The sequence below is a fragment of the Asticcacaulis solisilvae genome, assembly GCF_052327315.1.
Taxonomy (GTDB): domain Bacteria; phylum Pseudomonadota; class Alphaproteobacteria; order Caulobacterales; family Caulobacteraceae; genus Asticcacaulis; species Asticcacaulis solisilvae_B.
Genome location: NZ_CP166196.1, coordinates 3,970,123 through 3,994,624 on the forward strand (window position 1 = coordinate 3,970,123; position 24,502 = coordinate 3,994,624).

Consider the following 24,502-nt stretch of genomic DNA (forward strand, 5'->3'; position numbering starts at 1 on the left):
CGCATACTCTCTTTTTGCCGCTCTGTTTAGTCGGAAAAGGGTTAATCTTCCGGCCTTCGAGCAAATTGTCCGACTAAAACGCAATCCAATGAATTGCGCGGCCGGTTTAGAGACCCTTCAGCACGCTGAGCAGGGTTTCGCCGAGCGCCGCCGGAGACGGAGCCACCTTGATGCCCGCCGCTTCCATGGCCGCGATCTTGTCTTCCGCACCGCCCTTGCCGCCCGAAATGATGGCGCCGGCATGGCCCATGCGGCGGCCCGGAGGCGCCGTACGGCCCGCGATGAAGCCGGCCATCGGCTTCTTGCGGCCGCGCTTGGCTTCGTCGCGCAGGAACTGCGCCGCGTCTTCTTCGGCCGAGCCGCCGATTTCGCCGATCATGATGATCGACTTGGTGGCTTCGTCGGCCAGGAACATCTCGAGCACGTCGATGAACTCGGTGCCCTTGACGGGGTCGCCGCCGATGCCGACGGCGGTCGTTTGACCGAGGCCCGCATTGGTGGTCTGGAACACGGCTTCATAGGTAAGCGTTCCGGAGCGCGAAACAACGCCCACCGAACCGGCCGAGAAGATATTGCCCGGCATGATGCCGATCTTGCACTGGTTGGGCGTCAGCACGCCCGGGCAGTTCGGACCGATCAGGCGCGACTTGGAACCCGACAGGGCGCGCTTCACCTTGACCATGTCGAGCACCGGAATGCCTTCGGTGATGCAGACGATCAGTTCCATCTCGGCCTCGATGGCCTCAAGGATGGCGTCGGCCGCGAAGGGGGGCGGGACGTAGATGGCGGTCGCCGTGGCGCCGGTGGCTTCTCTAGCCTCGCCGACGGTGTCGTACACCGGCAGGTTGGTGTCGGCGTGAACCTGGCCGCCCTTGCCGGGCGTGACGCCGCCGACCATCTTGGTGCCGTAGGCGATGGCTTGCTGCGTGTGGAAGGTGCCCTGCGAGCCGGTGAGGCCCTGGCAGATGACCTTGGTTTCGGAGTTAATGAGAACGGACATAACGCTTAACCCTTCACGGCCTTGACGATCTTGGCCGCGGCATCGGCCAGGTCGTCGGCGGCGATGACGTTGAGGCCGCTTTCATTGATGATCTTCTTGCCGAGATCGACGTTCGTGCCTTCCAGGCGGACGACCAGCGGAACCTTCAGGCCCACTTCCTTGACCGCCGCGATCACGCCTTGCGCGATGATGTCGCACTTCATGATGCCGCCGAAGATGTTGACGAGGATGCCCTTCACCTTGGGGTCCGAGGTGATGATCTTGAACGCCGCCGTCACCTTTTCGGTCGTGGCGCCGCCGCCGACGTCGAGGAAGTTGGCGGGCTCCGAACCATAGAGCTTGATGATGTCGAGCGTGGCCATGGCCAGGCCGGCGCCGTTGACCATGCAGCCGATTTCGCCGTCGAGCGCGATGTAGGACAGATCGAACTTCGAGGCTTCGATTTCCTTCTCGTCTTCTTCGGTGACGTCGCGCAGCTCAACGATGTCCGGGTGGCGGAACAGCGCGTTGCCGTCGAACGACACCTTGGCGTCGAGCACGATCAGGCGGTCGTCGCCGGTGACGATCAGCGGGTTGATTTCCAGCATGTCCATGTCCTTGGCGTTGAACGCCGCGTACAGTTGGGACAGCAGCTTGGCGCCCTGCTTGGCGAGATCGCCCGACAGGTTCAGCGCCTTGGCCAGCGCGCGGCCGTGCGTCGGGAAGACGCCCGTGGCCGGATCGATGGTGAAGGTATGGATCTTTTCGGGCGTGTTGTGCGCCACGTCTTCGATGTCCATGCCGCCTTCGGTCGAGGCGACGATCGAGACGCGCGACGAGACGCGGTCGACCAGCAGCGAGAGGTAAAGCTCACGACGGATGTCGGCGCCTTCTTCGATGTACAGGCGGTTGACCTGCTTGCCCTTGGGGCCCGTCTGGTGGGTCACCAGGACGCGGCCGAGCATTTCGTCGGCATTCGCCTTGACGTCTTCCGGCGACTTGACGACGCGGACGCCGCCCTTGGAGTCGGGGCCCAGGCCTTCGAAGCGGCCCTTGCCGCGGCCGCCGGCGTGGATCTGGGACTTGACGACCCAGACCTTGGTATCTTTCAGCTCTTTGGCGGCCTTGAAGGCCTCGTCCGGCGAAAAGGCAGCGAAACCGCGCGGGACGGCTACGCCGAACTCCTTGAGGACGGCCTTGGCTTGATGCTCGTGAATGTTCATGGAACCGGTCTTGAATGGCCCCGCCCAGGAAATGGGCGCGGGAAATGGCAGAATGGCGCGGACCGTCGCGTCCGCCCCTGCGAACGAGCGGCTTTATAAAGACCGCCTCTTCTTTACGCAACCGCCCAATCACATAAAATTGAGTCTGGCTGCGCAAAACGCCATACAGGCAAGTCCTTACAAAACAATAAATGGTAGCGCTAACGGAAACACGCTTTACGGACAACGCTGTCAGCATGGACGGCCTCCGCCCATGCTGCGCTGCGATGTTTTCCAAACCTTCCAAACGCTTATGCAGGACAATCGGCGGACAGGATCGGGTACGTCTTAACCAAAAAACATCTGCCACATCAGCCGGCCCGGCAGGAAGGTGAAGACGCCGGCGATGATCAGCGCGCCGACATACAGGTTGGTGGCGATACGCCGGTGCAGGTTCACATTATGGCGGCGCGCCGCGTAGACCATCAGCGGCAGCATGACCAGCACCAGGCCGGACAGGATATGGATGAAGCTGAAGCCGCCGGGGCCGTGCGGATTGATCAAATGGATGAACAGGCTCGATCCGGCGACCGTGAACATCAGGACGACCCAGATCCAGCCCAGCGTCCGGTGAAGTCCCGTACCCTTCGGCCCGAATATCTGGATCGTGGCGATGACAAAGGCCATGAGCGCAGCCAGCAGGTGGATCTGGATGACCGGCGACACGTGCATGGCGGGCGCCAGGTTGGGCAGGTGCGGATGGGCGAAATGATCGAGGAACGACATGGCGAAAGTCTTTCTTTGCGGCGGGAATTGACCGATAAGAAACACGGCCAGCCGGGGATGTCGGATCGCATGCGTGAACAGGACGGGGATATTCGTGAAACGACGGCGCCTGCCGTTCACGCTTCGCCAGTTGCAGGCCTGATCGCGCGGATCACCGCCCCGTGGGGCGAACGGCAATGGCTGCGCGTCTACACCACGGCCTCGGCCCTTGCCCTGCTGATGAGCCTGGCGGCCGCCTTCGGCACCGACATCTTCCCGCCCTTGACGCGCATGGCCTACTGGCTGTCGGTCATGCTGGCGGGCTGCGTCATCGTCCAGGCGGTCACGCTCCTCATGGACCGCCTCTTCAAGCTCGAGCCCCTGCCCGAAGCCATCGTGCAGTTCTTCTTGTCGCTGCCGGGCCTGACGCTCGAGGTTTGGCTGATCACGACGGCCTACGCCCACCGCACGCTGACCCTGGCCGGCCTTTTCGGCCATATCGCGCCCGTCGCCATCGTCACCGCCGCCATGTGCACCCTGCAATACATCCTGCGCCGCGAGCCGAAGCAGAGCCACGTCTTTGCGCCAGAACAGACAGCGCAGACGCCGGCCGGCGCGTTCCGCGAACGCCTGCCGTTCAGGTTCCGCCAGGCCGATATTCATGCCCTGTCGGCGGAGGATCATTATCTCAGAATATACAGCTCGGCCGGCGAGACCCTGGTGCTGATGCGGCTGTACGACGCTATCCGCGAACTGGAAGGAATCGAGGGTTCGCAAACCCACCGTTCGTGGTGGGTGGCCAAGGACGCCGTGCGTGATGTCCGACGCAGCGATGGCCGCGTGACTCTCTTCCTGCCGGGCGAGGTTTCGGTGCCCGTCAGCCGGTCATATGCGAAGCCTTTACGGGACAGCGGCTGGTTTTAGAACGCAATCCGATAAAGTGTGCAGCCCTTTTCGGATAGATTGCGCGACCAGGCAAAAACGTAGAGCATGCTCTAGGGAACAGGCTGCGGCGCGGGCAAAGCGATACGGCTTTTCTCCGCCTCGGCGATCGCCTTGTCCAGAATGACAATGTAAGCCGCCTTGGTGGCCTCAAGCGCCGGATCGGCAACGGCGGAAATCGCCGCGCGTCGAGCGACCAGAGCCTGATACTGACCGTCATAGTCGTCGCTCAACTGGCTGCCGAACTGCGACACGAAATCGGAGCGAGTGGCCTTTTCCGCTGCAGCCGCCGACAGGAAGGCCTTGGCATCGGTCTGCGCCATATTGCTGACGGCGGCGTCGAGATGCTTCGTCGCCAACCCATGGTCGCGGGTTAGTGAATAACCGGCCATGGCGACCTGGAGGGCCAGCCGGTTACGCGCCTTCACCCGATCCACCAGCGCCTCGACGTCCTTGTCGGCGACCCATTCGCCCTGCGAACAGTCCGCCGTGCGGCAGCCGGTCAAATCGTCGTGCAGGGGTTTGAAGTGTGCAGCGTCAGGCGTGCCGGCAAAGTCGCGCCAATGCCAGGCCGTGGTCACCGTATCGATGGAACAGCCGCCGAGCCCAAGTATTCCCACGGCAGCGAGACAGAAGACGGGGTATTTCATTCCAGGCCCCCCTACGTTTTGCCGGGGAGGATATCATAAATTCCGGAAACGTCTAAGCTTCCATGTGAATGTAATGCAAAACGTCCGGGCTGTTGGCGGCGGCGGCCATCAAAACCTTGTTGAGATCGACCTTTGCGGTGCGTTCATCCAGTTCTCCGGTGCGCACCATTGCGGTGATGCGGCCGACATATCGGCCCAAGGCTGCGCGGTCGTCGTCGCCGAATTTCAGCGAACTGACATCCTCGATCAGCTTCTGCAGTCCCAGGCGAACATCCATTTCGCCGGTGGTCTCCCTGAGGCGGGATACCTGTTGCGACAGGTAGTCGTGGCGGGCTTCGGCGTTGAATACGTTGATGGACATGGGCAGATCTCCGTGTCTGTGAACCTTATGGTCTCACCGGAAACGGCATCTGGCAAATAAAGCAGCGGTCACAAGGGCGGCATCCCCGCCCCCGCAAACCGTGACAGGCCGTGACAGGCCGTGACCGTTACGCCAGCACCCTGTCGAGCTTCTCGAAGCTCTGGCTCCATCCCTGGACGCTGCCCGTAGCCTCGAAGGCATCGCGGTCGGCTGCGCTGGCATAGACCTGTTCGACCGTAAGCCGGGTCTGGCCGGCCCCTTGCGCCTCGAAGGTCACGCGCGTCACCACCGTCAGGGACGGCGGCACGTCTTCGGCGCCGCCGGCCTTGGTGACCTCTTCGGCAAGATAGTCGTGCCAGCTGGCGGGGTGGTCGTCGAGGTGCATCTCCATGACCAGATAGCGGTTCTCGACGACATCGAGATATTCGCCGGTCAGCGGATAGTCGGTGCCGTCGGCGGCGTGCATGGTGACCGCGAACGCGCCGCCCGAACGGACATCGAGCGTCGCTGAGGCCGTCATGCCATGCGGTCCCCACCACTTCGCCATGGCGTCGGGCGCCGTCCAGGCGCTCCAGACGGCGGCGACCGGCGCGTTGAAAACGCGGGTGAGGACGATCGAAAGGCCCGTTTTGGCGACATCAGTATCGAACATGATCTAATCTCCTGCCCGCGCCCCATACGTCTTGTTCATATAGTCGGCCATGAGCTGAAACATAGCCTCGGTGCCCTGAATCCGTCCGGCCAGGTGGTCCGACCCATCGAGAAAGACGATCTGCTCGGTATATTTCACCCTGGTGCCTTCGCCGCCGGCGCGCAGTTCGGTCGTGCCGACCGAAGCCGTCAGGATGGTTTCGTCCTGGTGCATGGAAAAGGCGTTGATGATGCGCTCATTCGGCACGATTTCGAGATAGGTGCCGTTATAGATGTGCATCGGCCCGCCCTTGGGTCCGCCGGCGCTGGTTTCGCGCCCGCCGACGGAAAAGTCGAAGCTGGAGGGGCCGGCCACCCAGTCGGGCGGGCCGGAAAACCATGCCTTTTTGGCGTCCGGATTGGAGTAGGCGAAGAAGACGAGCGACGGCGCGTAGGGAAACTCGCGCTCGATGACGAAGGTGTGGTGGTTGGCGGTGCGTTGGGTCATTTTCAGTCCCTTGTGACGACGCCGCCAACCGCGATCCTATTTCGCCTCGGCCAGCGCCTTGAGTTTCGTCAGCCCGCGTTCGAAGTCGGCGCCGACCATTTTGTCCATGTCCATGAACATGTGGAAGAGCTTGGCGACGAAGCTGAGCGGCCCGTGCATGCACCAGGTCACCATGCTTTCATTGCCTTCGTCGATAATGCGGAACTCGGTGGCGTTCGTCGCCTTCATCGGCCGCATGAAATCGAGGCGGATGTCGACGCTCATCGGGGCATCGGCGTGCTGGATTTCCATCCGGCCGGCGCCGACCTTGTTATTGCCTTCCCATTCGTAAATGGCGCCGACCCCGTCCTGCGCGCCCGTATAGGTGCGCTTCAGTTCGGGATCCATGTCTTCCCACGGCGACCACTTGCCCCAGCCATTGGCATGGAAGTCGGTCAACAGCGGATAGATGGCTTCGGGCTTCGCCTTGATGACGATGCGCCGCTTGATGGTGAACGTGTTCGGTCGCGTCGAAACGTAGACCAGGAACGCGATCAGGATGATGCAAAGGACCAGTACGATGTTCGACATGTTGTCTCCCCGTTGAGTCGTTGTCGGCGAACGGGGTTACGCTAAAACACGCCGGGGAAATCGGAAAGCGCTTTTAAGCGCTTTCCGAAACATCTCACTCGCAGTTGACCATCCAGGGGGTGCCGAAGCGGTCGGTGCACATGCCGAAGCGCTTCGCCCAGAAGGTCTGCTGCAGCGCCATCGACTCGACGCCGTCCTTGACCAGACCGGCAAAAATCCGTTCGGCCTCGTCTACATCCGACAAGGCGATAGTGACGGCGAAACCCTGCGGCGTCTTGAACATATGGCCCGGTGCATCGGAGCCCCCCAAGGTCTCGCCGGCGATGTCGAGCGTGGCGTGCATGACGGCGCCGTGCCAGTCGGCCGGCACATCGTCCTTCATCGGCGACTCGCCGAAGGTCTGAATGAAGGTGATCGAGCCGCCAAACAGTTCGGCATAGAAGGCAAAGGCCTCGGCGCACTTGCCGTCGAAATTGAGGTACGGGTTGAATTTCATTATAAAACTCCTTCTCTGGCAGCCAGGGCCTCGATGGCGTCGCCGGCCTTTTCAATGAGATATTGCGTGCCGGCGATACGGTCTTCCGGGGTCGGATAGCCATCGACATGCACCAGTTGTTCGGTGATGCGGATCAGCGTGCCCTTGGGCGCCGGCAGGAATTCTATGGTCGCCAGCGACACCGAGATGCGCTTTTCGTCGACGAACATGTCGTAGCTGTAAATGATCCGGCTTTCCGGCACGATGTTGTGATAGCGGCACTGGAAGTCGCTGACCTTGCCATTTTCCCAAAGTCCCTTCAGCCGCTCGACGCCGCCTTCGCGGAAGTCGAACTGGTCTTCGAGCACAGTCCACGCGGCCGGCGGCTGGAACCAGGCCGACTTGCCTTCGCGGGTCGCAAAGGCGAACCAGGCCAGGGCCTTGGGCGCCGCCACTTCGCGCTCGACGACGATAGTGTTGAAATGGGTGGAATAGGTCATTCTAACCTCCTGTCTTGAGGGCCGGGCCCGTCATCTCGGTATCGATGGTGAAGTCGACCAGGCCGCCGACCCCCATGCTCGAGCCCGGCGCCGGAATGCCGAACCCCATGCCGAAATCGGCGCGGTTGAGCGTGCCCGTGGCGGTGAAGCCGATACGGGCGTGCGGATCCATCTGCATGCCGGGATAGCCGCCGTTGAAGACGACATCGAGCGTCACCGGCTTCGTCACGCCCTTGAGGCTGAGATCGCCCGTGACCTTGGCGGTGTTGTCGCCGGTCTTTTCGATCTTCGTCGACGTAAAGGTCATCTGCGGATGCGCCTTGGCGTCGAACCAGGTCTGGCCCATCAGGTCGTCATGAAAGCCCTTGGGCGGCGAATTGAGCTCAAGCGACTGCGGGTCGACCGTGGCGGTCAGCCTGGCCGCCTCCGGATGGGCCGGATCGAGCTGCAGGGTCGCATCGAACTTTCCGAAGCGCGCCGTGTAGTGCGAGAAGCCCATATGGAAGACCTTGAAGGTCAGGGATGAATGCATCGGGTCGGTCTTGTATTCGCCGGCCGGAACGTCCTTGACCGACGGTGCCGGGAAGCTTTCGGCCGAGGCCGGGGCAGTTGCCGCGGCAGGCTGGGGCGCCGGCTTCGAGCAGCCGGCCAGGGCCAGTACGGCGGCGGGAATGAGCAGTGCGGACTTCATGATGTGCCTCATACTTTAAGCGTCGCCAGGTAGGCGTCGAGTTGCGTGAAGGTGCCGCCGAAGCCCATCTGCATGGAGGCATGGCCGGCTGTGAAGACAGCGCGTTCCTCGGCCGTCGCATTGATCGGCCACGAGCGGCTGGCCAAAAGCGTCTTGCCGTCAGCCGTCTGCGCCAGGGTCTGGACGGCCAGGACTTCGAGCGGCCACAGGGGCGCCATCGGGTGGCGGACCGGCACGCCGTCCTCGGTGCAGAAGGACACGACGTAGGACAGCGACCTGGGCGCATCGATGTCGCGGAACACCCACTTGCCCCACATGGTGATGCCGCCGGGCATGGCCATGCCGTAGAGGAAGACGCCGCCGGGCTTGAAGTCGAGCGACTTGACGATCAGCTTGGTGCCGGCGGGGCCGAACCACTGGCCGATGTGCTGGGCCTCGGTCAGCACCGCCCACAACAGGTCGGGCGAAGCGTCGAAGGTCCGGTTGAGAACGAAGACTTCGGATTCGGAAGCCGGTTGGTCTGCTGCGGTCATTGGGGGTCTCTCACTGGGTTAGAAAGGCTTCGAGCCGGTCGAAATTCTGTTCGTTGGCCGAATGGATAAGGCGGTCGAGATCGTCCTGGTCGCTGTCCGGCGTGAACTGCATGCGCCAGGTCAGGCGGCTGCCGGCGGCGGAGTCCTCGAACAGCATGGTCATCAGGAAGTGATGGACCGGCTGGTGATGCTCGACCACGACACGTTCGTTTCGGACGACCTCGTGAAAGGTCTTCCGGTTGTCGAAGCTCGCGCCGTTGGGGCTGATCATGGTGATGCCGAAGGCGCCGCCCGGGCGCAGGTCGAACGCGGTCACCTCGTTGCGGAAGCCCTGCGGCCCCCACCAGGCCGCCAGGGCTTCGCGCTGCGCGAAGGCCTCGAACAGGTCCGCCCGCGACACCGGGAAAACCCGGGTATTGGTCACCTCGATGCCGGTAAAAAGGTCAGTCATGTCCGGTCTCTTTCAACTTGGCCAGATACTGTTCCAGGCGGTCAAAGGCCGCTTCCCAGAAAGCTTTCCATTCGATCAGCCACTGCATCCGGATACTCCTTCTTGCTAGTGAATCTCGCCGTCGGGCTTGAGCGTTTTGAGATACGCGTCCAGGCGGTCGAAGCGTTCCTCCCAAAGCCGCCTGTACGAACCGAGCCACCCGTCGACCTCTTTCAGGGGCTCCGGCTCAAGCTTGCACGGCCGCCACTGCGCCTCGCGGCTGCGCGAGATCAGCCCGGCGCGCTCAAGCACCTTCAGATGCTTGGACACGGCCGGCAGGCTCATCTGGAACGGCTCGGCCAGCTCGGTGACCGAGGTCTCGCCCTGGGCCAGGCGCGCCAAAATGGCGCGACGGGTCGGGTCGGCAAGCGCGGTCAGGGTCTGACTCAGGCGGTCTTCGGTTTCCATGGGTTGTATTGAACTTATGAGTTAAATAACTGTTCGGTTAAATACACGGACCGACCTCAACCGTCAAGCGGGCGCGTAACACAATTTTTTGAAACCTATGTTTTGAGCCGCAGGCGGTTTTGCGCCCACTCTTCGCGCGTCTGGCCCCAGATATCGACAGGCTTGTCCGCATAGGGATCAGGCAGTTTGCCCGCCCCCTGATTGTAGCTGCCGAGCTTCGTCGCCACGGCGGCCGACGGCAGGTTGTCGGGCGCGATCGAATGAATGACGCGGTCCCAGCCCAGGGCGTCGAAGACATAGTCCATCGACGCGGCAGCGGCTTCGATGGCATAGCCCTTGCCGAAATACGGCGACAGCAAACCCCAGCCGACTTCGCGGCCCGGCCAGTCCCACGGATAGAGCGCGCCGATACGGCCGATCCATTGCCCGCTCTCCTTTTCGATGACGCTGAACATGTGGGCGCCGTCGAGATGCCAGGCGCCGGCGACGCTGGTATAGGCGCGCCAGGCCACCGCAGGGGACTGGACGCCGCCCAGATGCCGCATGGATTCGGCATCGGCGAAGAAGGCGCAGAAGCCGTCGAAGTCCTCGCGCAGCGGCGGACGCAGGATCAGGCGGGCGGTCTCGATCGTCGGACCGAGCGGCGAAGTCAGCGGCAATGGCATCAGTCGATCGTTTCCTCACCGACGCGGCGGCGCGTCACGCGGTCTATATAGACATACCGCGTCACGGTCGCGCCACCCCCGCCCCAGGCGCTGAGCCCAAGCAGGAAGCCGAAATCGTACCAGCGGCCGATATTGGGGTAGGCGTACATACGAATAGTCTCGGAGAACAGGCTGAGCACAAAGCTGATCGGCGCCAGGAAGCCGTCGATAAGGCCGCGGATAAAGGCCGGGTCGCCGTGATGGCCCATGGGGCGTTCGGCGCAGGCCGACAGCAGAAACAGGGCGGCGACGGCGCACAGGGACAGACAACGCGAACGGGTCATGGCGAACTCCCTTATTGGGTTGCGAAGATAAACGCCATCACGCAGCCGTTGCCAATAAAAAAGCCGCCCGGAAGGGGCGGCTTTTTCATCAGAAGTGTGTGTTCGCTTAAGCCAGCGACGGGTCGATGGTCTTGCAGGCGGCGATCAGGCCCTGGACGCTGTTGACCGAAGCCTGGAACATTTCCTTTTCCGCGTCGTTGAGCGTGAACTGCAGGATCTTTTCCGCGCCGTCCTTGCCGATGACCACCGGCACGCCGACATACAGGCCGCGCAGGCCGTATTCGCCCGACAGGTAGGCCGCGCACGGCAGGACGCGCTTCTTGTCCTTGAGGTACGAGGTCGCCATGGCGATCGCCGATTCCGCCGGCGCGTAGAAGGCCGAGCCGGTCTTGAGCAGGGCGACGATTTCGCCGCCGCCGCCGCGCGTGCGCTTCACGATGGCGTCGAGCTCGTCCTGCGTCAGGAAGCCCTGCGCCACGGCGTCCGGCAGCGGCAGGCCGCCGATCGTCGAGTGACGGACCATCGGCACCATGTCGTCGCCGTGGCCGCCCAGCGTCCAGGCGCGGATGTCTTCGACCGACACGCCGGTCTTTTCGGCCAGGAAGTAGGCGAAGCGGCCCGAGTCGAGGACGCCGGCCATGCCGATGACCTTGTTATGCGGCAGGCCCGAGAATTCGCGCAGCGCCCACACCATGGCGTCGAGCGGGTTGGTGATGCAGATGACGAAGGCGTTGGGGGCATACTTCTTGATGCCCTCGCCGACGGCCTTCATGACCTTCAGGTTGATGCCCAGCAGGTCGTCGCGGCTCATGCCCGGCTTGCGCGGCACGCCGGCGGTGACGATGCAGACGTCGGCGTCGGCGATGTCGGCGTAGTCGTTGGCGCCCTTCAGCGAGACATCCTTGCCGAACACGGCCGTGGCCTCGGCGATATCGAGGGCCTTGCCTTGCGGCGTGCCTTCCATGATGTCGAACAGGACGACGTCGCCCAGTTCCTCACGCGCGCAGATGTGGGCCAGCGTGCCCCCGATCATACCCGCACCGATCAAAGCAATTTTCGCACGCGCCATGGGAACTCCCCTTAATGATTGCGACTGCACAAAGTTGGGGTGCGATCTAATCCTTAAGCGGCGGCCATGCAAGTCTTTGCTGCAATGCGGTTGCTTTAATGCGCTCAGGCGCCGCGCAGGCTCGCCGCATGCGCGGCGGCGGGCAGTCGCCCTTGCCAAGCCGCAAGGGCGGCTTGGAGAATGGTGCGGTCAGCCCGCCGTCGCCTTGGTCATGACGATCGGCGTCTTCTCGCCCTGCACGTTGAGCAGGTTGCCGCGCCATGCGCCGCTGGCGTCGCGGTGAACCTGCAGGATGTTGGGCGAGCGCTGGCGGCCGGGCATGTAGTTGATTTCGAGGTCGCGGCCCGTCAGGCTGAGGTTCGAGATAAAGCCCGAGGTATTGAGACCGTAACCCGCCTGCATGGCGCGCCAGGCGCCTTCGAGCTGCCCCGAAATCTGATGATCGCTGCGCAGTTCCAGGCCGACCAGCTTGTGGCCGTCGCCGTCGCTCACCACCCACGAACCTTCCAGCCCGCCCATCTCGCTTTCCTTGTTGGCATAGGCCGACCAGATGGACGAGTCGTAGCGCGCTTCCTGCTCGCTCTTCGGGCCTTCATAATTTCCGCGATAGGCATCGACGCCGACCGCGGCCGGGCGGGACCCTGCGGCGTCCGGGGACTGGGACGCATCCTGGACAAGCAGAGCAGTAGACAACAACAAAACAGGCAACACGAGCGATACTCACTTCTGTTCGAATGTGCGGGCAATAACGGAATGCCGGGCCTTCGGCGGGCGCATCTTAGCTTTCCCTGCCGGACCTTAAGAATTCATTCACCGCAGCAGGGAACAACAGGATTTTGTCGAAGCTTAGGCGTGATCCTTATCGGTCCCTTGCCGGTAACGTGATGTCTGGGCGCCGGCCTTGCTGAAAAAGGGCCATTTCCGCCTATTGCTTCATTGACATGACGGATTTGGGGTCTACAAAGGCGCACGATTGCGCAGGGGCTATCACAAAGGCCTCACGCATAATTTACAGTCTTCGCATACAGCACATCGGGTTAGGCCACACCGCATGTCACCAGAAAGCCTGAAAACCTCCGCCACACCGCGCCGGCCCATGAGCCCGCACCTCCAGGTCTGGAGCTGGCACGTCACCATGGCGGCGTCGATCCTGAACCGCGCCACCGGCATCGCCAGCGTCGTCGGCGCCGTCGCGGTCGCCGGCTGGCTGATCTGCCTGGCCCTGGGGCCGGATACCTACACGATCTTCCTGACCTACGCGAAATCGCCGCTGGGCCTGCTGGTCTGGTTCGGCCTGTCGCTGGCCGGCTTCGTCCACCTGATGGGCGGCCTTCGCCACTTCGTCTGGGACATGGGCGCGGGCCTGCAACCCAGGACGGCCAGCGCGCTGGCCCTGTGGTCGATGATCATCGGCGTGCTGCTGACGATCGCCTTCTGGGCCTGGCTGTTCGTATCGGGAAAGGTTGTGCTGTGAGCAAGAAGAGCGTTTTCGGCGTCGACCGTACGTCCGCCGACTGGAAAAAATCGGAACATCATGGCGCGGGCACCTGGCTGGCAGAGCGCCTGAGCGCGCTGGCCCTGGTGCCGCTGACCCTGTGGGGCGCCTGGGCCGCCTTCCAGATCGCCGGCGGCGGCTACGATGCGGCCGCGACCTTCCTGCGGTCCCCGGTCCATGCGACCCTCCTGGCCGTTACCGTCATCCTGACCGCCTGGCACATGTATATGGGCCTGCGCGTGGTTATCGAGGACTATATCGGCAAGGACGAAGGCCGCGGATTCTACCTTTTCCTCACCTTCCTGCTGTGCGCGGCCGTCGTGGTCGCAAGCCTCGGCGGGCTTTACTGCGTGTACTCTCATACTGCGATTGCGGGGGCCTGAGTTAGATGGCGACCAAACCCTACAACATCATCAACCATGAATATGACGTCGTCGTCGTCGGCGCCGGCGGTTCGGGCCTGCGCGCGGCGCTCGGCGCCGGCCAGGCCGGTCTCAAGACCGCCTGCATCACCAAGGTCTTCCCGACGCGCTCGCACACCGTCGCCGCGCAAGGCGGCGTCGCCGCCAGCCTCGGCAATATGGGCGAGGACAAGTGGGAATGGCACATGTACGACACCGTCAAGGGGTCGGACTGGCTGGGCGACCAGGACGCCATCGAATATCTGGTGCGCAACGCGCCCAAAGCCGTCTATGAGCTGGAACACTGGGGCGTGCCCTTCTCGCGCACCGAGGACGGCAAGATCTATCAGCGTCCGTTCGGCGGCATGACGCGCAATTTCGGCGAAGGCCCGGTGCAGCGCACCTGCGCCGCCGCCGACCGTACCGGCCACGCCATGCTGCACACCCTGTACGGCCAGAGCGTGCGCAACGACGTCGAATTCTTCATCGAGCACTTCGCGCTCGACCTGATCATGGACGGCGACACCTGCCGTGGCGTGACGACGTGGCAGTTGGACAACGGCGACATCCACGTCTTCCGCGCCCACCTCGTCATCCTGGCCACCGGCGGCTATGGCCGCGCCTATTTCTCGGCGACGTCGGCGCACACCTGCACCGGCGACGGCAACGCCATGGTGCTGCGCGCCGGCCTGCCCTTGCAGGACATGGAATTCGTGCAGTTCCACCCGACCGGCATCTACGGTTCGGGCTGCCTGATCACCGAAGGCGCGCGCGGCGAAGGCGGATACCTGACCAACTCGGCCGGCGAGCGCTTCATGGAACGCTACGCCCCCTCGGCCAAGGACCTGGCTTCGCGCGACGTCGTGTCGCGGTCGATGACCATGGAAATCCGCGAAGGCCGTGGCGTGGGCCCGAAGAAGGACCACATCCACCTGCACCTGGATCACCTGCCGCCGGAAATCCTGCACAAGCGCCTGCCGGGCATCTCGGAATCGGCCAAGATCTTTGCCGGCGTCGACGTGACCAAGGAACCGATCCCGGTCATCCCGACCGTCCACTACAATATGGGCGGCATCCCGACCAATTATCACGGCGAAGTCCTGACCAAGCGCGGCCCCGATCCCGACGCCGTCGTGCCGGGCCTGATGGCCGTGGGCGAAGCGGCCTGCGTGTCGGTGCACGGCGCCAACCGCCTGGGCTCGAACTCGCTGATCGACCTGGTCGTCTTCGGCCGCGCCGCCGGTCTGCGCGCCAAGGAACTGGTCCAGCCGAACACGCCGCACAAGCACATGGCCTCAGGCGCCGTCGACGGCCACCTGCAACGCCTCGACCGCTTCCGCAACGCGTCGGGTGCAACACCGACCGCGCAGCTCCGCGACAAGATGCAGCGCGCCATGCAGGAAGACGCCGCCGTCTTCCGCACCGGCGAGACCCTGCAACAGGGCTCGAAGCGCCTGGCCGAAATCTTCAAGGCGTCGTCCGACATCGGCATCACCGATCGCGGCCTGATCTGGAACACCGACCTGGTTGAAGCGCTCGAATACGACAACCTGATCCACCAGGCCGTCGTCACGGTCGAATCCGCGCTGAACCGCCAGGAAAGCCGCGGCGCCCACGCGCGTGAGGACTTCCCGAACCGCAACGACGAAACGTGGATGAAGCACACCCTGACCTGGATCGACCTGGCCTCGGGTGGCACGAACATCGACTATCGTCCGGTCCATGCCTACACCATGACCAACGACATCGCCTATATCGCTCCCAAAGCTCGCGTTTACTGAGGACTTTGCAGATGGTTGAGTTGACCCTCCCCCGCGATTCGAAGATCAAGCCGGGGAAAAAGTTCAAGGCCGCCAAGCGGACCAAGACGACGCGGACCTACAAGATCTACCGCTTCGATCCGGATTCGGGTGAAAACCCGCGTTGGGACACGTATGAAGTGGACTCGGCCGACCACGGCCCGATGCTGCTCGACAGCCTGATCCACATCAAGAACCACATCGACTCGACGCTGAGCTTCCGCCGGTCGTGCCGCGAAGGCATCTGCGGGTCGTGCGCCATGAATATCGGCGGCCGCAACACCCTGGCCTGCATCAAGGGCCACGACGAGTTCTCGGGCGACATCACGATTTCGCCGCTGCCGCACATGCCGGTCGTCAAGGACCTGGTGCCGGACCTGACGGGCTTCTACGCCCAGTACGCCTCGATCGAGCCGTACATGCAGGCCAAGACGCCCGATCCGGAAAAGGAACGCCTGCAATCGCCGAAGAACCGCGACAAGCTCGACGGTCTTTACGAGTGCATCCTGTGCGCCTGCTGCTCGACCTCGTGCCCCAGCTACTGGTGGAACCAGGACAAGTATCTTGGCCCCGCAGCCCTGCTGCAGGCCTATCGCTGGATCGCCGACAGCCGCGACGAGAACACCAAGGAACGCCTTGAGCAGCTCGAGGACCCGTTCAAGCTCTATCGTTGCCACACGATCATGAACTGCGCCCAGGTGTGCCCGAAGGGGCTGAACCCGGCCAAGGCGATCGCCGAAATCAAGAAGCTAATGCCGAGCAAATGACTCATGGGGGAAACGGCGTTTCCCCCATGTACCCCCTTTACGAAGATCACGGGGAAACACGTTTCCCCCGTGCGCCCCCTTCCAGTATCGAAAAAATTTGCTAGAGACGGCTCGTCGCAAATTTTTGCTTTCTGTTTTTGAGAGCCGAAGCCTTGCTTCGGCTCTAAGTCTTTGAAGTGACCAGCATGGCCAAGATTACCTATATCGAGCATTCCGGCACCGAACACACGATCGAGGTCAAGACCGGCCAGAGCGTGATGGAAGGCGCCGTCAAGCACAACATCCCTGGCATCGACGCTGACTGCGGCGGCGCCTGCGCCTGCGCCACCTGCCACGTCTATGTCGACGACGCCTGGACCGACAAGACGGGCGAGGCCTCGGTCATGGAACAGTCGATGCTCGACTTCGCCAACGACCTCCAACCCAATTCGCGCCTGTCGTGCCAGATCATCGTCAAGGACGACCTGGACGGTCTGGTCGTACGCATGCCGGCCGACCAGCACTGAGGTTCCAGAGCTCAACAAAAAGCCCCGCCGGAGACACTCCGGCGGGGCTTTTTGTTTTTCGATCGATACGTGCTCTTACGCATCCACCTCGGCGTCGAGCGCGTTGTCCTGGATGAATTCGCGGCGCGGTTCGACCAGGTCGCCCATCAGCTTCGAGAACATGTCGTCGGCTTCGTCGGCGTGGTTGACGCGGACCTGCAACAGCGTACGTACATCCTTGTCGAGCGTGGTTTCCCACAGCTGTTCGGCGTTCATCTCACCCAGGCCTTTGTAGCGCTGGATGTTGAGGCCCTTGCGGCCGGCGTCGAGCACGGCGGCGACGAGGTCGAGCGGCCCCCGGATGTCCGACGTCTTGTCCTTGCGCGTGAAAACCCCGACCTGGGCATAGAGGTCGCCCAGGCCTTCGGCGCGTTCGGCCAGGCGGCGGGCGTCCTGGCTGTGCATCAGGGCGTCGTCGAGCACGATCTTTTCGGTCACGCCGCGGCGCGTGCGCTCAAAGACATAGCCGCCGACTTCACCGGTCAGGACCGACCACGGGCCGTCGCCGTCCTGGTTGAGGCGATTGAGATTGCCGGTGACGCGTTCGAGGTTCGGCGAGGCGCCAAACAGGCCGCCCAGGGCCGCCTGCTCGATGGCAAAGGCCGGGGCGCGCATCGACAGGCGGTCGACGCTGCCCTTGAAGCTCTTGGCGGCGCGGACCTGGGCCTCCAGGTCCATGCCGACGATACGTTCGCCGGAGCGCAGTTCGAAGACCGCGTCCTGGGTGCCTTCGTCGATCAGGTAGGCGTCGAGCTCGCTGTCGTCCTTGAGGTAGCGCGACGACTTGCCCTTGGCGACCTTATAGAGCGGCGGCTGGGCGATATAGAGGAAGCCGCGCTCGATGATCTCGGGCATCTGGCGATAGAAGAAGGTGAGCAGCAGGGTGCGGATGTGCGCGCCGTCGACATCGGCGTCGGTCATGATGATGATCTTGTGGTAGCGCACCTTCTCGATATTGAAATCGTCGCGCCCGATGCCGGCGCCCAGCGCCGTGATCAGCGTACCGATCTGTTCGGACGACAGCATCTTGTCGAAGCGCGCGCGTTCGACGTTCAGCACCTTGCCGCGCAGGGGCAGGATGGCCTGGTTTTCGCGGTTGCGCGCCTGCTTGGCCGAGCCGCCGGCCGAGTCGCCTTCGACGATGAAGATTTCGGACTTGGCCGGGTCGCGTTCCTGACAGTCGGCAAGCTTCCCGGGCAGCGAGCTGATGTCGAGCGCCGACTTGCGCCGCGTCAGTTCGCGCGCCTTGCGGGCGGCTTCGCGGGCGGCGGCGGCCTCGACGATCTTCGACACGATCTGCTTGGCCTCGGTCGGGTTCTCTTCGAACCACTGGGCCAGCTTGTCGTAGACCAGGCCTTCGACGGCCGGGCGGACTTCGGATGAGACCAGCTTGTCCTTGGTCTGCGACGAGAACTTGGGGTCGGGCACCTTGACCGACAGGACGCAGGTCAGGCCTTCGCGGGCGTCTTCGCCGGAAACGCTGATCTTCTCGCGCTTGGCGGCGCCCGAGCTTTCCATGTACTGCGACATGACGCGCGTCAGCGCGCCGCGGAAGGCCGCGAGGTGCGTGCCACCGTCGCGCTGCGGGATGTTGTTGGTGAAGCACAGCATGGTCTCGTGGTAGCTGTCGTTCCACTGCAAAGCCAGGTCGACCTCGATCTTGTCACGCACGCCGCGCACGCTGACCGGGGCCTTCATGATCGACGTCTTGGCCTTGTCGAGGTGGCGGACGAATTCGATGACGCCGCCGTCGTAATGCAGGATGATTTCGTACGGCTCGGCCTCGCGCAGGTCGGCGAAGCGGATATGGACGCCGGAATTGAGGAAGGCCAGCTCGCGCAGGCGGTGTTCCAGCGTCTTGCGGTCGAAGTCGATGAAGGCGAAGGTGCCGGTATCCGGACCCGTCTTCAGCGACGGCAGGAAGGTCACGACCGTTCCGGTCAGCGGATTGCCGTTTTCGCGCAAGGGCGCGTCGCCGGTAACGTGGGCGGGGGTGACGGTTTCACCCAGTTCGAAGCGCGCTTCGTGGGTCAGGCCGTCGCGATAGATCTTGAGATTGACGAAGTCGGACAGGGCGTTGACGACCGAAACACCGACGCCGTGCAGGCCGCCCGACACCTTGTAGCTGTTCTGGTCGAACTTGCCGCCGGCGTGGAGCTGGGTCATGATGACCTCGGCCGCCGATACGCCTTCGCCTTCGTGGATGCCGACCGGCATGCCGCGGCCGTCGTCGGACACCGAGCACGAGCCGTCGGCATTGAGGATGACTTCGACGCGCGTGGCGTGGCCGGCCAGGGCTTCGTCGATGGCATTGTCGACGACTTCGTAGACCATGTGGTGCAGGCCCGAGCCGTCATCGGTGTCGCCGATATACATGCCGGGGCGCTTGCGCACGGCGTCGAGGCCTTTCAGCACCTTGATCGAATCAGCGCCGTAGGCATTGGTTACGATCTCGGGGTTTTCGGCGTTTTCGTCGCTCATGCGATGATGTCCACTTTATTCAACAAATTCAACAAATTGACCGCCATCGACACGCACGCCCAAGGCGCGCGATTTCAGGCCGTCGAACAGGCCCTGATCGGTGCCCGTAAACAGTGTTTGTAGGCCCAAAGCATGGGTCTCGTCAAACAAAGCATGCCTGCGGCCGGGGTCGAGATGGGCCGCCACTTCGTCGAGAAGCAGGATCGGCGGGGAAGACGATTCCGCCTTCGCCAGCCGTGCGCCTTGGGCCAGGATGACATTGAGCAAAAGCGCCTTCTGCTCGCCGGTCGATCCTTCCGCCGCCGGACGGTTCTTGTCGCGGTGAATGACGGTGAAATCCATGCGGTGCGGCCCGAACAGCGACCTGGAAGCGGCCGCATCCCGGGCGCGCGATTGCCGGAAGCCATTGATAATATGGGTATTCAGGCCAGATCCTGCAAGGTCGTCCGCAAGGTCCCCGGCCAGACCCAGATCGGCTTTCGGGAACGGTCCGGCATGGGTCTCGATCTCGGCTTGCAGGGCCTCAACGGCGCGCCGGCGCGCCAAAATCATCGCTGTCCCCGTCTCGCCGAGCTTCTGCTCCAGAAGCGTCAGCCAGGCGTCGTCCGGCGGCCCGTCGGTCAGCAGCTTCAGCCGTTCACGCAGGGCCTTCTCATACGCGCTGACGACAGCGGCGTGGGTGGGCTCGGCAGCGTAGGTCAGGCGATCGAAGAAGCGCAGGCGTTCCGAGCGCGCCTCGATGAACAGGCGGTCCTGCGCCGGGGTCAGCCAGATCAGCCTGACATGCTCGATCAGGCGCGCGGCGGGCGCCGGCTCACCGTCGATACGGACAGTGCGTTTGTTGGGATCGCGCGGGTCGGAACCGGTCGCCAGGCGGACCTCGGTCTCGCCTTCACCGAAGGTGGCGGCCACGCCCCAGGCACGGCCACGCATTTCGTCCGGCAGACGCCGGCCAAGGTCGGAAAAGCCCGCCCCCCGCAACCCCTTGCCAGGGTTAAGCACGCTTACGGCTTCGAGCAGGTTGGTCTTGCCGGCGCCGTTCTGGCCGAACAGGTATATGCTGCGGCCATCGAGCGCGAAGTCGAGCCGCTCATACGAACGGAACTCGGTCAAGGATAAGGATTGAAGAGCGTGGTTCGACACGGATTACGCGCTGTCTCGGCCCTCCCCGTTTACGGGGAGGGGGGACCATCCGAAGGATGGTGGGCGGGACCCACAGGAAGACATAAACAAATTCGGTGCAGGTCGAACGTTAAGAAAGCCCCGCCCACCGCCTTCGGCGGTCCCCCCTCCCCATTTATGGGGAGGGCGAAAAAGGCAGAGGCCAATCATGACAGATTAAACCCGCAGGGGCATCAGCACGTACTGGACGCCGTTGTCGGCCGGGTCGAGGACGAGGGTCGGCGAGGATGCGTCCGAGAAGCGCAGCTCGACAGTGTCGCCGCCGATCTGGGCCATGACGTCCAGGATGTAGCGGGCGTTGAAGCCGATATCGAGCGTTTCGTTGTCGTACTCGATCTCGGCCTCCTCGACGGCCTGGCCGGCTTCGATATTGCGCACCGACAGGGTCAGGCGGCCGCTTTCGATCGTCATCTTCACCGAACGCGACTTTTCCGCCGAGATGGTCGAAACGCGATCGACCGCTTTCGACAGAACGCCCGAGTCGATCATCATCGTCTTGTCGTTGCCGCGCGGAATGACGCGGCCATAGTCGGGGAAGGACCCGTCGATGATCTTGGAGGTGAGCGAGGCGTCGCCGAACAGGAAACGGATCTTGGCCGGGCTGACGGTCAGCTCGACATAGCCCGAACCGTCGTCGAGCAGGCGGCGCGCCTGGTCGATCGTCTTGCGCGGAATGATGATGCCCGCGCCGCCCATGGCGCCGTCGGGCGCCGGCATTTCGGCGAGCGCCAGGCGGTGGCCATCGGTCGCCACCGCGCGCAGGTAGTTCGAACCGTCTTCGGCCAGGGTGTGCAGGTACATGCCGTTGAGATAGTAGCGCGTTTCCTCGGTCGAGACGGCGAAGCGCGTCTTGTCGATCAGGCGCTTCAGGTCGTCGCGCAGGATCTGGTAGGTGACGCCGTCGTGGTCGCCCGACATGATCGGGAAGTCGCCGGCCGGCAGGACCGGCAGGGCGAAGCGCGACCGGCCGGCCGAAACGTTCAAGCGCGGATCGTCGCCGGCGGCGTAGCGCAGCTCGACATCGGCGCCTTCGGGCAGCTTGCGGACGATTTCGTAGAGGGTATGGGCAGGCGCCGTGATCTGGCCCGGCACCTGGACGGTGGCTTCGGCCGTATCGACGATTTCCATATCGAGGTCGGTCGCCGAAAACGACACATTGCCCCGTTCCGCCGACAACAGGACGTTCGACAGTATGGGGATGGTGTTGCGGCGTTCGACGACGCTCTGCACATGGCCGAGGGCTTTGAGCAGCGCGCCACGCTCGATAGTGAACTGCATCTACGGTGTCCTAATTTAGAGAGTCTGCCGGCGTCTTCTGAAGCCGGGGGGCGGACATTACACCATCAGGCGCAAGACTCAAGATATGAGTCAAAACGGGAACGGAGTTCGCAAACCCCGTTCCCGATATGGGTTTTAGTTGCTGCGCAGCTTGCGCGTCAGGGCCTCGACGTCGCGGGCGATCTGGTCGTCCGAGGTCAGCAGTTCCTCGATCTTTTTCACGGCGTGCAGAACGGTCGTGTGGTCGCGCCCGCCGAAACGGCGGCCGATATCGGGGTAGGACCGTGTCGTGTGCTGCTTGCACAGCCACATGGCCACCTGGCGCGGGCGGGCAACCGAACGGGTGCGGCGCTCCGACAACAGGTCCGCCTGCTTCAGGCCGAAATGATCGGCCGTCAGCTTCTGGATTTCATCGACGGTGATGCGGCGCTCCACCGAAACCTTCAGGTTCGGTTGCAGCAAGGCCATGGCTTCTTCCAAAGTCAAACTCCCAAGACGAGGGCCGGCGGACGCCACCAGGGTATTGACCGCGCCTTCAAGCTCACGGATCGACCCCGGCACGCGCTCGGCCAGAAATTGCATGACGTCGGCGCGCGGGTTCTGGCCCGCGATACCGAGTTTCTGCGAAAGTTGTGCGAGCTTGCGCTCGATGATGCCGATGCGAAGCGACTGGTCCGCCACGTCGAGCGCGCACACCAGGCCCGAAGACAGGTGCGAACGCAGGCGGGCTTCGATCTCGCTCAGCTGCGACGGCGGCCGATCGGCGGTGAAGACGATGCGGCGATTGTTTTCCATCAGCGCCGTCAGCGTGTGGAACAGCTCTTCCTGCGACGACGTCTTGCCGCCGATGAAGTGGACGTCGTCGACCAGCAGAAGGTCGGCGCCGCGGATCTCGTCCTTGAAGGCGGCGGTGGACTTGTCCATCAGCGCCTTGACGAAGGTCGAGGTGAACTTTTCGGCCGTCAGGTAGACGATACGGGCGTCGGGGCGGCGCTGCTGCGCTTCCCAGCCGATGGCGTTCAGCAGGTGCGTCTTGCCGTAGCCGTAGGGACCATGGAAGAAGACCGGGTTGAAGTGGCCGTCCGCCCAGGTCGCGACCTGACGCGACATGGTATAGGCGAATTCGTTGCCGCGGCCGGGCACGAAGCTGTCGAAGGTCAGGCGTTCCTGCAGGCCGGTGATCCGGCCGGTCAGCTGCGCCGTGGTCGGGACGGCCGAAATCTGCGGCGCCGGTTGGGGCATCTGGATCGGCGCGGCGTGAACCGAACGGTCGGCCGTGCTGTCGACCGGAATGGCGCTCATGGTGCGCAGGTCCTGGCTGCGCGGATCCACGGCGCGCGGCGCCGTAACCGGTGTCTCCATCCCGGCCGCGCGGGCCTGGTCGTCGTACTCGACGCGCGACTTGACGTCCAGGATGCGCGCATCCGGATCGTGCTGCGCCCAAAGCTCCTGTGCCCGGCGAATGGCATTGCGCGAAATCCAGTCGCGCGCATAGGCGGTCGGTGTCACCAGGACCGGATCGCCGTACGGCCCCGGTTTGACGCTCGATGGCGCCACGTAGGAATTGTAAGGCCCTTCGCCGAGCTCGCGGCGGAGGACGGATGCCACTTTAGACCATACCGTCTCAGGTAGGACCGGCGACCAGCTTGTCATGCTTGGCATTTTTTGTGTGCCCCGATCATTTGCCCCATACTTACTCATACGCTTTTACTCCTCCCGGTCGGCCCTTCTGGCCGCCAGTTATTTTTATCAAGCCCCGACGTCGCCCTAGCCCGGGTCCGTACGCAAGCCTTCGGCCGTAACGCCGCGTTCAGCGACCCTTACAGCCTGCCGCCCTATGCGCCGGCTTTCCTCCGCACCGGCAAGCGACCCCTTTTTTACTCCGGGAAACAACTGCCCGGCGCATAACGCATTGACTTTACGCCAAAAACGGGAATTTCTGGTGTCGGGTCATAGCTGTTCCGTGCCTGAAAGTAACGCCTCAGACCGCGGAACTGAATGGAGACTCATGGACAGATACCCAGAGCCGAAAAACTGCTTGAACTCTCCGGCGCGCGTTTTTTTCGGGCGCCACCCAATTCATCCGTGTTGGGATGAAACCGGGCGAGAAGGTGTCCAAATTAGCGCCCCGGAGACGCGCGTCAATCCCGATATTTTCGCGACTACGCTGATAATTTTGTTGACTCCAATAAGCCGTTCCCTCGCAAAGGGAATTTGACGCTTTATTAACCCTTTATTAACTCTTTTGTGAAGCCCAAAATGCAGACGCACGGCTACGCATACCGACAGATGTTCAGCGGCAATAAAGGTCCGGCTGCGCGTGTTTTGCAGGCGCAATCTCGGTCAACGGATTGTCAGGAAAAAGGCGGCCGAGAAGGGCCGCTGGGGCCGGCGCCAGCCAAAGGCCGGCGCCGGAAAAGCATTTTTAGGCGACGCTCAGCTTCTTCAGCTGGGCGGCCAGACGCGACACCTTGCGCGAACCGGTGTTCTTGTGCACGACACCCTTCGAGACGGCGCGCATCAGTTCGGACTGGGCCTCGACAAAAGCCGTACGGGCAGCGGCGGCGTCGCCGGCGGCCAGAGCCTCTTCGAACTTACGGACGAAGGTGCGGACGCGCGAACGGCGCGCCTTGTTGACTTCGGTACGGCGAGCGATCTTGCGGATCGCCTTGCGGGCGCCAGGATTATTGGCCATTCATCACCTGAAAACGGACGAAAGTTGTAAACATGACCGTCCGGACACGCCGGAGGCCGCGAAATTCAAGGTCGCGGGATATAACTGATGACTCCCCC

The 24,502-nt window shown here is 63.2% G+C and carries 29 protein-coding genes; 6 read left to right on the forward strand and 23 right to left on the reverse strand.

Annotation, left to right across the window (positions count from 1 at the left end; all coding sequences use genetic code 11):
- Window positions 1-106: 106 nt before the first annotated feature.
- The 3 genes from sucD to AB8717_RS18610 all read right to left on the reverse strand — a co-directional run bounded on the left by sucD (window position 107) and on the right by AB8717_RS18610 (window position 2,967).
- Window positions 107-1,000: a succinate--CoA ligase subunit alpha gene (gene sucD, locus AB8717_RS18600; protein ID WP_443748812.1), complete on the reverse strand. Its 894-nt coding sequence runs from the start codon at window positions 998-1,000 to the stop codon at window positions 107-109.
- Between the two features lie 5 nt (window positions 1,001-1,005).
- On the reverse strand, window positions 1,006-2,202 hold the full coding sequence (gene sucC / locus AB8717_RS18605) for an ADP-forming succinate--CoA ligase subunit beta (protein WP_443748813.1): 1,197 nt from the start codon (window positions 2,200-2,202) through the stop codon (window positions 1,006-1,008).
- A 327-nt stretch (window positions 2,203-2,529) separates the two neighbouring features.
- Window positions 2,530-2,967 carry a DUF2306 domain-containing protein gene (locus tag AB8717_RS18610; RefSeq protein ID WP_443748814.1) on the reverse strand — a complete coding sequence of 146 codons (438 nt, stop codon included), beginning with the start codon at window positions 2,965-2,967 and terminating at the stop codon, window positions 2,530-2,532.
- 69 nt (window positions 2,968-3,036) lie between these two features.
- Between AB8717_RS18610 and AB8717_RS18615 the strand changes: the two genes are divergently transcribed.
- Entirely contained in the window at window positions 3,037-3,870 is an 834-nt protein-coding gene (locus tag AB8717_RS18615; protein WP_443748815.1) for a LytTR family DNA-binding domain-containing protein, read from the forward strand.
- 71 nt (window positions 3,871-3,941) lie between these two features.
- Here the strand turns inward: AB8717_RS18615 and AB8717_RS18620 are convergent, their stop codons facing one another.
- From AB8717_RS18620 to AB8717_RS18690, 15 genes are all read right to left on the reverse strand, one after another.
- On the reverse strand, window positions 3,942-4,538 hold the full coding sequence (locus AB8717_RS18620; RefSeq protein WP_443748816.1) for a hypothetical protein: 597 nt from the start codon (window positions 4,536-4,538) through the stop codon (window positions 3,942-3,944).
- 52 nt (window positions 4,539-4,590) lie between these two features.
- Window positions 4,591-4,899: a hypothetical protein gene (locus AB8717_RS18625; protein WP_443748817.1), complete on the reverse strand. Its 309-nt coding sequence runs from the start codon at window positions 4,897-4,899 to the stop codon at window positions 4,591-4,593.
- Between the two features lie 127 nt (window positions 4,900-5,026).
- Complete coding sequence (locus AB8717_RS18630; protein ID WP_443748818.1) at window positions 5,027-5,551, reverse strand: SRPBCC family protein; 525 nt, start codon at window positions 5,549-5,551, stop codon at window positions 5,027-5,029.
- Window positions 5,552-5,554: 3 nt separating this feature from the next.
- On the reverse strand, window positions 5,555-6,037 hold the full coding sequence (locus tag AB8717_RS18635) for an SRPBCC family protein (protein ID WP_443748819.1): 483 nt from the start codon (window positions 6,035-6,037) through the stop codon (window positions 5,555-5,557).
- 36 nt (window positions 6,038-6,073) lie between these two features.
- Complete coding sequence (locus AB8717_RS18640) at window positions 6,074-6,607, reverse strand: SRPBCC family protein (protein WP_443748820.1); 534 nt, start codon at window positions 6,605-6,607, stop codon at window positions 6,074-6,076.
- 94 nt (window positions 6,608-6,701) lie between these two features.
- Window positions 6,702-7,103 (reverse strand): VOC family protein, encoded by a 402-nt coding sequence (locus AB8717_RS18645; protein ID WP_443748821.1) that lies wholly within the window; start codon window positions 7,101-7,103, stop codon window positions 6,702-6,704.
- Complete coding sequence (locus tag AB8717_RS18650; RefSeq protein WP_443748822.1) at window positions 7,103-7,582, reverse strand: SRPBCC domain-containing protein; 480 nt, start codon at window positions 7,580-7,582, stop codon at window positions 7,103-7,105. Before AB8717_RS18650 ends, AB8717_RS18645 begins: the two co-directional genes overlap by 1 nt.
- Before the next feature lies 1 nt (window position 7,583).
- Complete coding sequence (locus AB8717_RS18655) at window positions 7,584-8,273, reverse strand: YceI family protein (RefSeq protein ID WP_443748823.1); 690 nt, start codon at window positions 8,271-8,273, stop codon at window positions 7,584-7,586.
- Between the two features lie 8 nt (window positions 8,274-8,281).
- Window positions 8,282-8,806, reverse strand: a complete 525-nt coding sequence (locus AB8717_RS18660) for an SRPBCC family protein (protein WP_443748824.1) — start codon at window positions 8,804-8,806, stop codon at window positions 8,282-8,284.
- Window positions 8,807-8,816: 10 nt separating this feature from the next.
- Window positions 8,817-9,257, reverse strand: a complete 441-nt coding sequence (locus tag AB8717_RS18665) for an SRPBCC domain-containing protein (RefSeq protein WP_443748825.1) — start codon at window positions 9,255-9,257, stop codon at window positions 8,817-8,819.
- 105 nt (window positions 9,258-9,362) lie between these two features.
- The gene (locus tag AB8717_RS18670) at window positions 9,363-9,704 is read right to left on the reverse strand and encodes an ArsR/SmtB family transcription factor (RefSeq protein ID WP_443748826.1); all 342 of its coding nucleotides are present in this window, start codon (window positions 9,702-9,704) and stop codon (window positions 9,363-9,365) included.
- Between the two features lie 95 nt (window positions 9,705-9,799).
- Entirely contained in the window at window positions 9,800-10,369 is a 570-nt protein-coding gene (locus AB8717_RS18675; protein WP_443748827.1) for a GNAT family N-acetyltransferase, read from the reverse strand.
- Window positions 10,369-10,692: a hypothetical protein gene (locus AB8717_RS18680; RefSeq protein WP_443748828.1), complete on the reverse strand. Its 324-nt coding sequence runs from the start codon at window positions 10,690-10,692 to the stop codon at window positions 10,369-10,371. The genes AB8717_RS18675 and AB8717_RS18680 overlap by 1 nt, the downstream gene beginning before the upstream one ends.
- A 106-nt stretch (window positions 10,693-10,798) precedes the next feature.
- Window positions 10,799-11,761, reverse strand: a complete 963-nt coding sequence (mdh, locus tag AB8717_RS18685; protein WP_443748829.1) for a malate dehydrogenase — start codon at window positions 11,759-11,761, stop codon at window positions 10,799-10,801.
- A 189-nt stretch (window positions 11,762-11,950) separates the two neighbouring features.
- Window positions 11,951-12,454 carry a hypothetical protein gene (locus AB8717_RS18690; protein WP_443748830.1) on the reverse strand — a complete coding sequence of 168 codons (504 nt, stop codon included), beginning with the start codon at window positions 12,452-12,454 and terminating at the stop codon, window positions 11,951-11,953.
- Window positions 12,455-12,812: 358 nt separating this feature from the next.
- Between AB8717_RS18690 and sdhC the strand changes: the two genes are divergently transcribed.
- The 5 genes from sdhC to AB8717_RS18715 all read left to right on the forward strand — a co-directional run bounded on the left by sdhC (window position 12,813) and on the right by AB8717_RS18715 (window position 16,729).
- Entirely contained in the window at window positions 12,813-13,235 is a 423-nt protein-coding gene (sdhC, locus tag AB8717_RS18695; RefSeq protein WP_443748831.1) for a succinate dehydrogenase, cytochrome b556 subunit, read from the forward strand.
- A complete protein-coding gene (gene sdhD, locus AB8717_RS18700) occupies window positions 13,232-13,639 on the forward strand; it encodes a succinate dehydrogenase, hydrophobic membrane anchor protein (RefSeq protein ID WP_443748832.1) in 408 nt (135 codons plus the stop codon). Before sdhC ends, sdhD begins: the two co-directional genes overlap by 4 nt.
- 5 nt (window positions 13,640-13,644) lie before the next feature.
- A complete protein-coding gene (gene sdhA / locus AB8717_RS18705) occupies window positions 13,645-15,438 on the forward strand; it encodes a succinate dehydrogenase flavoprotein subunit (RefSeq protein ID WP_443748833.1) in 1,794 nt (597 codons plus the stop codon).
- 11 nt (window positions 15,439-15,449) lie between these two features.
- Window positions 15,450-16,223, forward strand: coding sequence for a succinate dehydrogenase iron-sulfur subunit (locus tag AB8717_RS18710; protein WP_443748834.1), 774 nt, complete (start codon window positions 15,450-15,452; stop codon window positions 16,221-16,223).
- 185 nt (window positions 16,224-16,408) lie between these two features.
- Entirely contained in the window at window positions 16,409-16,729 is a 321-nt protein-coding gene (locus AB8717_RS18715) for a 2Fe-2S iron-sulfur cluster-binding protein (protein ID WP_443748835.1), read from the forward strand.
- 75 nt (window positions 16,730-16,804) lie between these two features.
- Here the strand turns inward: AB8717_RS18715 and gyrB are convergent, their stop codons facing one another.
- The 5 genes from gyrB to rpsT all read right to left on the reverse strand — a co-directional run bounded on the left by gyrB (window position 16,805) and on the right by rpsT (window position 24,404).
- The gene (gyrB, locus tag AB8717_RS18720; RefSeq protein ID WP_443748836.1) at window positions 16,805-19,249 is read right to left on the reverse strand and encodes a DNA topoisomerase (ATP-hydrolyzing) subunit B; all 2,445 of its coding nucleotides are present in this window, start codon (window positions 19,247-19,249) and stop codon (window positions 16,805-16,807) included.
- 15 nt (window positions 19,250-19,264) lie between these two features.
- A complete protein-coding gene (recF, locus tag AB8717_RS18725; RefSeq protein WP_443748837.1) occupies window positions 19,265-20,392 on the reverse strand; it encodes a DNA replication/repair protein RecF in 1,128 nt (375 codons plus the stop codon).
- Window positions 20,393-20,587: 195 nt separating this feature from the next.
- Window positions 20,588-21,709: a DNA polymerase III subunit beta gene (dnaN, locus tag AB8717_RS18730; RefSeq protein ID WP_443748838.1), complete on the reverse strand. Its 1,122-nt coding sequence runs from the start codon at window positions 21,707-21,709 to the stop codon at window positions 20,588-20,590.
- 135 nt (window positions 21,710-21,844) lie between these two features.
- Window positions 21,845-23,362 (reverse strand): chromosomal replication initiator protein DnaA, encoded by a 1,518-nt coding sequence (gene dnaA / locus AB8717_RS18735; RefSeq protein ID WP_443748839.1) that lies wholly within the window; start codon window positions 23,360-23,362, stop codon window positions 21,845-21,847.
- Between the two features lie 772 nt (window positions 23,363-24,134).
- The gene (rpsT, locus tag AB8717_RS18740) at window positions 24,135-24,404 is read right to left on the reverse strand and encodes a 30S ribosomal protein S20 (RefSeq protein ID WP_443748840.1); all 270 of its coding nucleotides are present in this window, start codon (window positions 24,402-24,404) and stop codon (window positions 24,135-24,137) included.
- Window positions 24,405-24,502: the final 98 nt, after the last annotated feature.

Coding starts and splice junctions, on each gene's coding strand:
- AB8717_RS18675 (WP_443748827.1), bottom strand. CDS start 10,369: ATGCCATTGCCGCTGACTTCGCCGCTCGGTCCGACGATCGAGACCGCC.
- AB8717_RS18680 (WP_443748828.1), bottom strand. CDS start 10,692: ATGACCCGTTCGCGTTGTCTGTCCCTGTGCGCCGTCGCCGCCCTGTTT.
- AB8717_RS18665 (WP_443748825.1), bottom strand. CDS start 9,257: ATGACTGACCTTTTTACCGGCATCGAGGTGACCAATACCCGGGTTTTC.
- AB8717_RS18645 (WP_443748821.1), bottom strand. CDS start 7,103: ATGAAATTCAACCCGTACCTCAATTTCGACGGCAAGTGCGCCGAGGCC.
- AB8717_RS18660 (WP_443748824.1), bottom strand. CDS start 8,806: ATGACCGCAGCAGACCAACCGGCTTCCGAATCCGAAGTCTTCGTTCTC.
- AB8717_RS18670 (WP_443748826.1), bottom strand. CDS start 9,704: ATGGAAACCGAAGACCGCCTGAGTCAGACCCTGACCGCGCTTGCCGAC.
- AB8717_RS18635 (WP_443748819.1), bottom strand. CDS start 6,037: ATGACCCAACGCACCGCCAACCACCACACCTTCGTCATCGAGCGCGAG.
- AB8717_RS18610 (WP_443748814.1), bottom strand. CDS start 2,967: ATGTCGTTCCTCGATCATTTCGCCCATCCGCACCTGCCCAACCTGGCG.
- AB8717_RS18650 (WP_443748822.1), bottom strand. CDS start 7,582: ATGACCTATTCCACCCATTTCAACACTATCGTCGTCGAGCGCGAAGTG.
- dnaN (WP_443748838.1), bottom strand. CDS start 21,709: ATGCAGTTCACTATCGAGCGTGGCGCGCTGCTCAAAGCCCTCGGCCAT.
- AB8717_RS18715 (WP_443748835.1), top strand. CDS start 16,409: ATGGCCAAGATTACCTATATCGAGCATTCCGGCACCGAACACACGATC.
- sdhA (WP_443748833.1), top strand. CDS start 13,645: ATGGCGACCAAACCCTACAACATCATCAACCATGAATATGACGTCGTC.
- sucC (WP_443748813.1), bottom strand. CDS start 2,202: ATGAACATTCACGAGCATCAAGCCAAGGCCGTCCTCAAGGAGTTCGGC.
- AB8717_RS18710 (WP_443748834.1), top strand. CDS start 15,450: ATGGTTGAGTTGACCCTCCCCCGCGATTCGAAGATCAAGCCGGGGAAA.
- mdh (WP_443748829.1), bottom strand. CDS start 11,761: ATGGCGCGTGCGAAAATTGCTTTGATCGGTGCGGGTATGATCGGGGGC.
- AB8717_RS18630 (WP_443748818.1), bottom strand. CDS start 5,551: ATGTTCGATACTGATGTCGCCAAAACGGGCCTTTCGATCGTCCTCACC.
- gyrB (WP_443748836.1), bottom strand. CDS start 19,249: ATGAGCGACGAAAACGCCGAAAACCCCGAGATCGTAACCAATGCCTAC.
- AB8717_RS18615 (WP_443748815.1), top strand. CDS start 3,037: ATGCGTGAACAGGACGGGGATATTCGTGAAACGACGGCGCCTGCCGTT.
- AB8717_RS18655 (WP_443748823.1), bottom strand. CDS start 8,273: ATGAAGTCCGCACTGCTCATTCCCGCCGCCGTACTGGCCCTGGCCGGC.
- sdhC (WP_443748831.1), top strand. CDS start 12,813: ATGTCACCAGAAAGCCTGAAAACCTCCGCCACACCGCGCCGGCCCATG.
- AB8717_RS18620 (WP_443748816.1), bottom strand. CDS start 4,538: ATGAAATACCCCGTCTTCTGTCTCGCTGCCGTGGGAATACTTGGGCTC.
- dnaA (WP_443748839.1), bottom strand. CDS start 23,362: ATGACAAGCTGGTCGCCGGTCCTACCTGAGACGGTATGGTCTAAAGTG.
- rpsT (WP_443748840.1), bottom strand. CDS start 24,404: ATGGCCAATAATCCTGGCGCCCGCAAGGCGATCCGCAAGATCGCTCGC.
- AB8717_RS18625 (WP_443748817.1), bottom strand. CDS start 4,899: ATGTCCATCAACGTATTCAACGCCGAAGCCCGCCACGACTACCTGTCG.
- AB8717_RS18640 (WP_443748820.1), bottom strand. CDS start 6,607: ATGTCGAACATCGTACTGGTCCTTTGCATCATCCTGATCGCGTTCCTG.
- sucD (WP_443748812.1), bottom strand. CDS start 1,000: ATGTCCGTTCTCATTAACTCCGAAACCAAGGTCATCTGCCAGGGCCTC.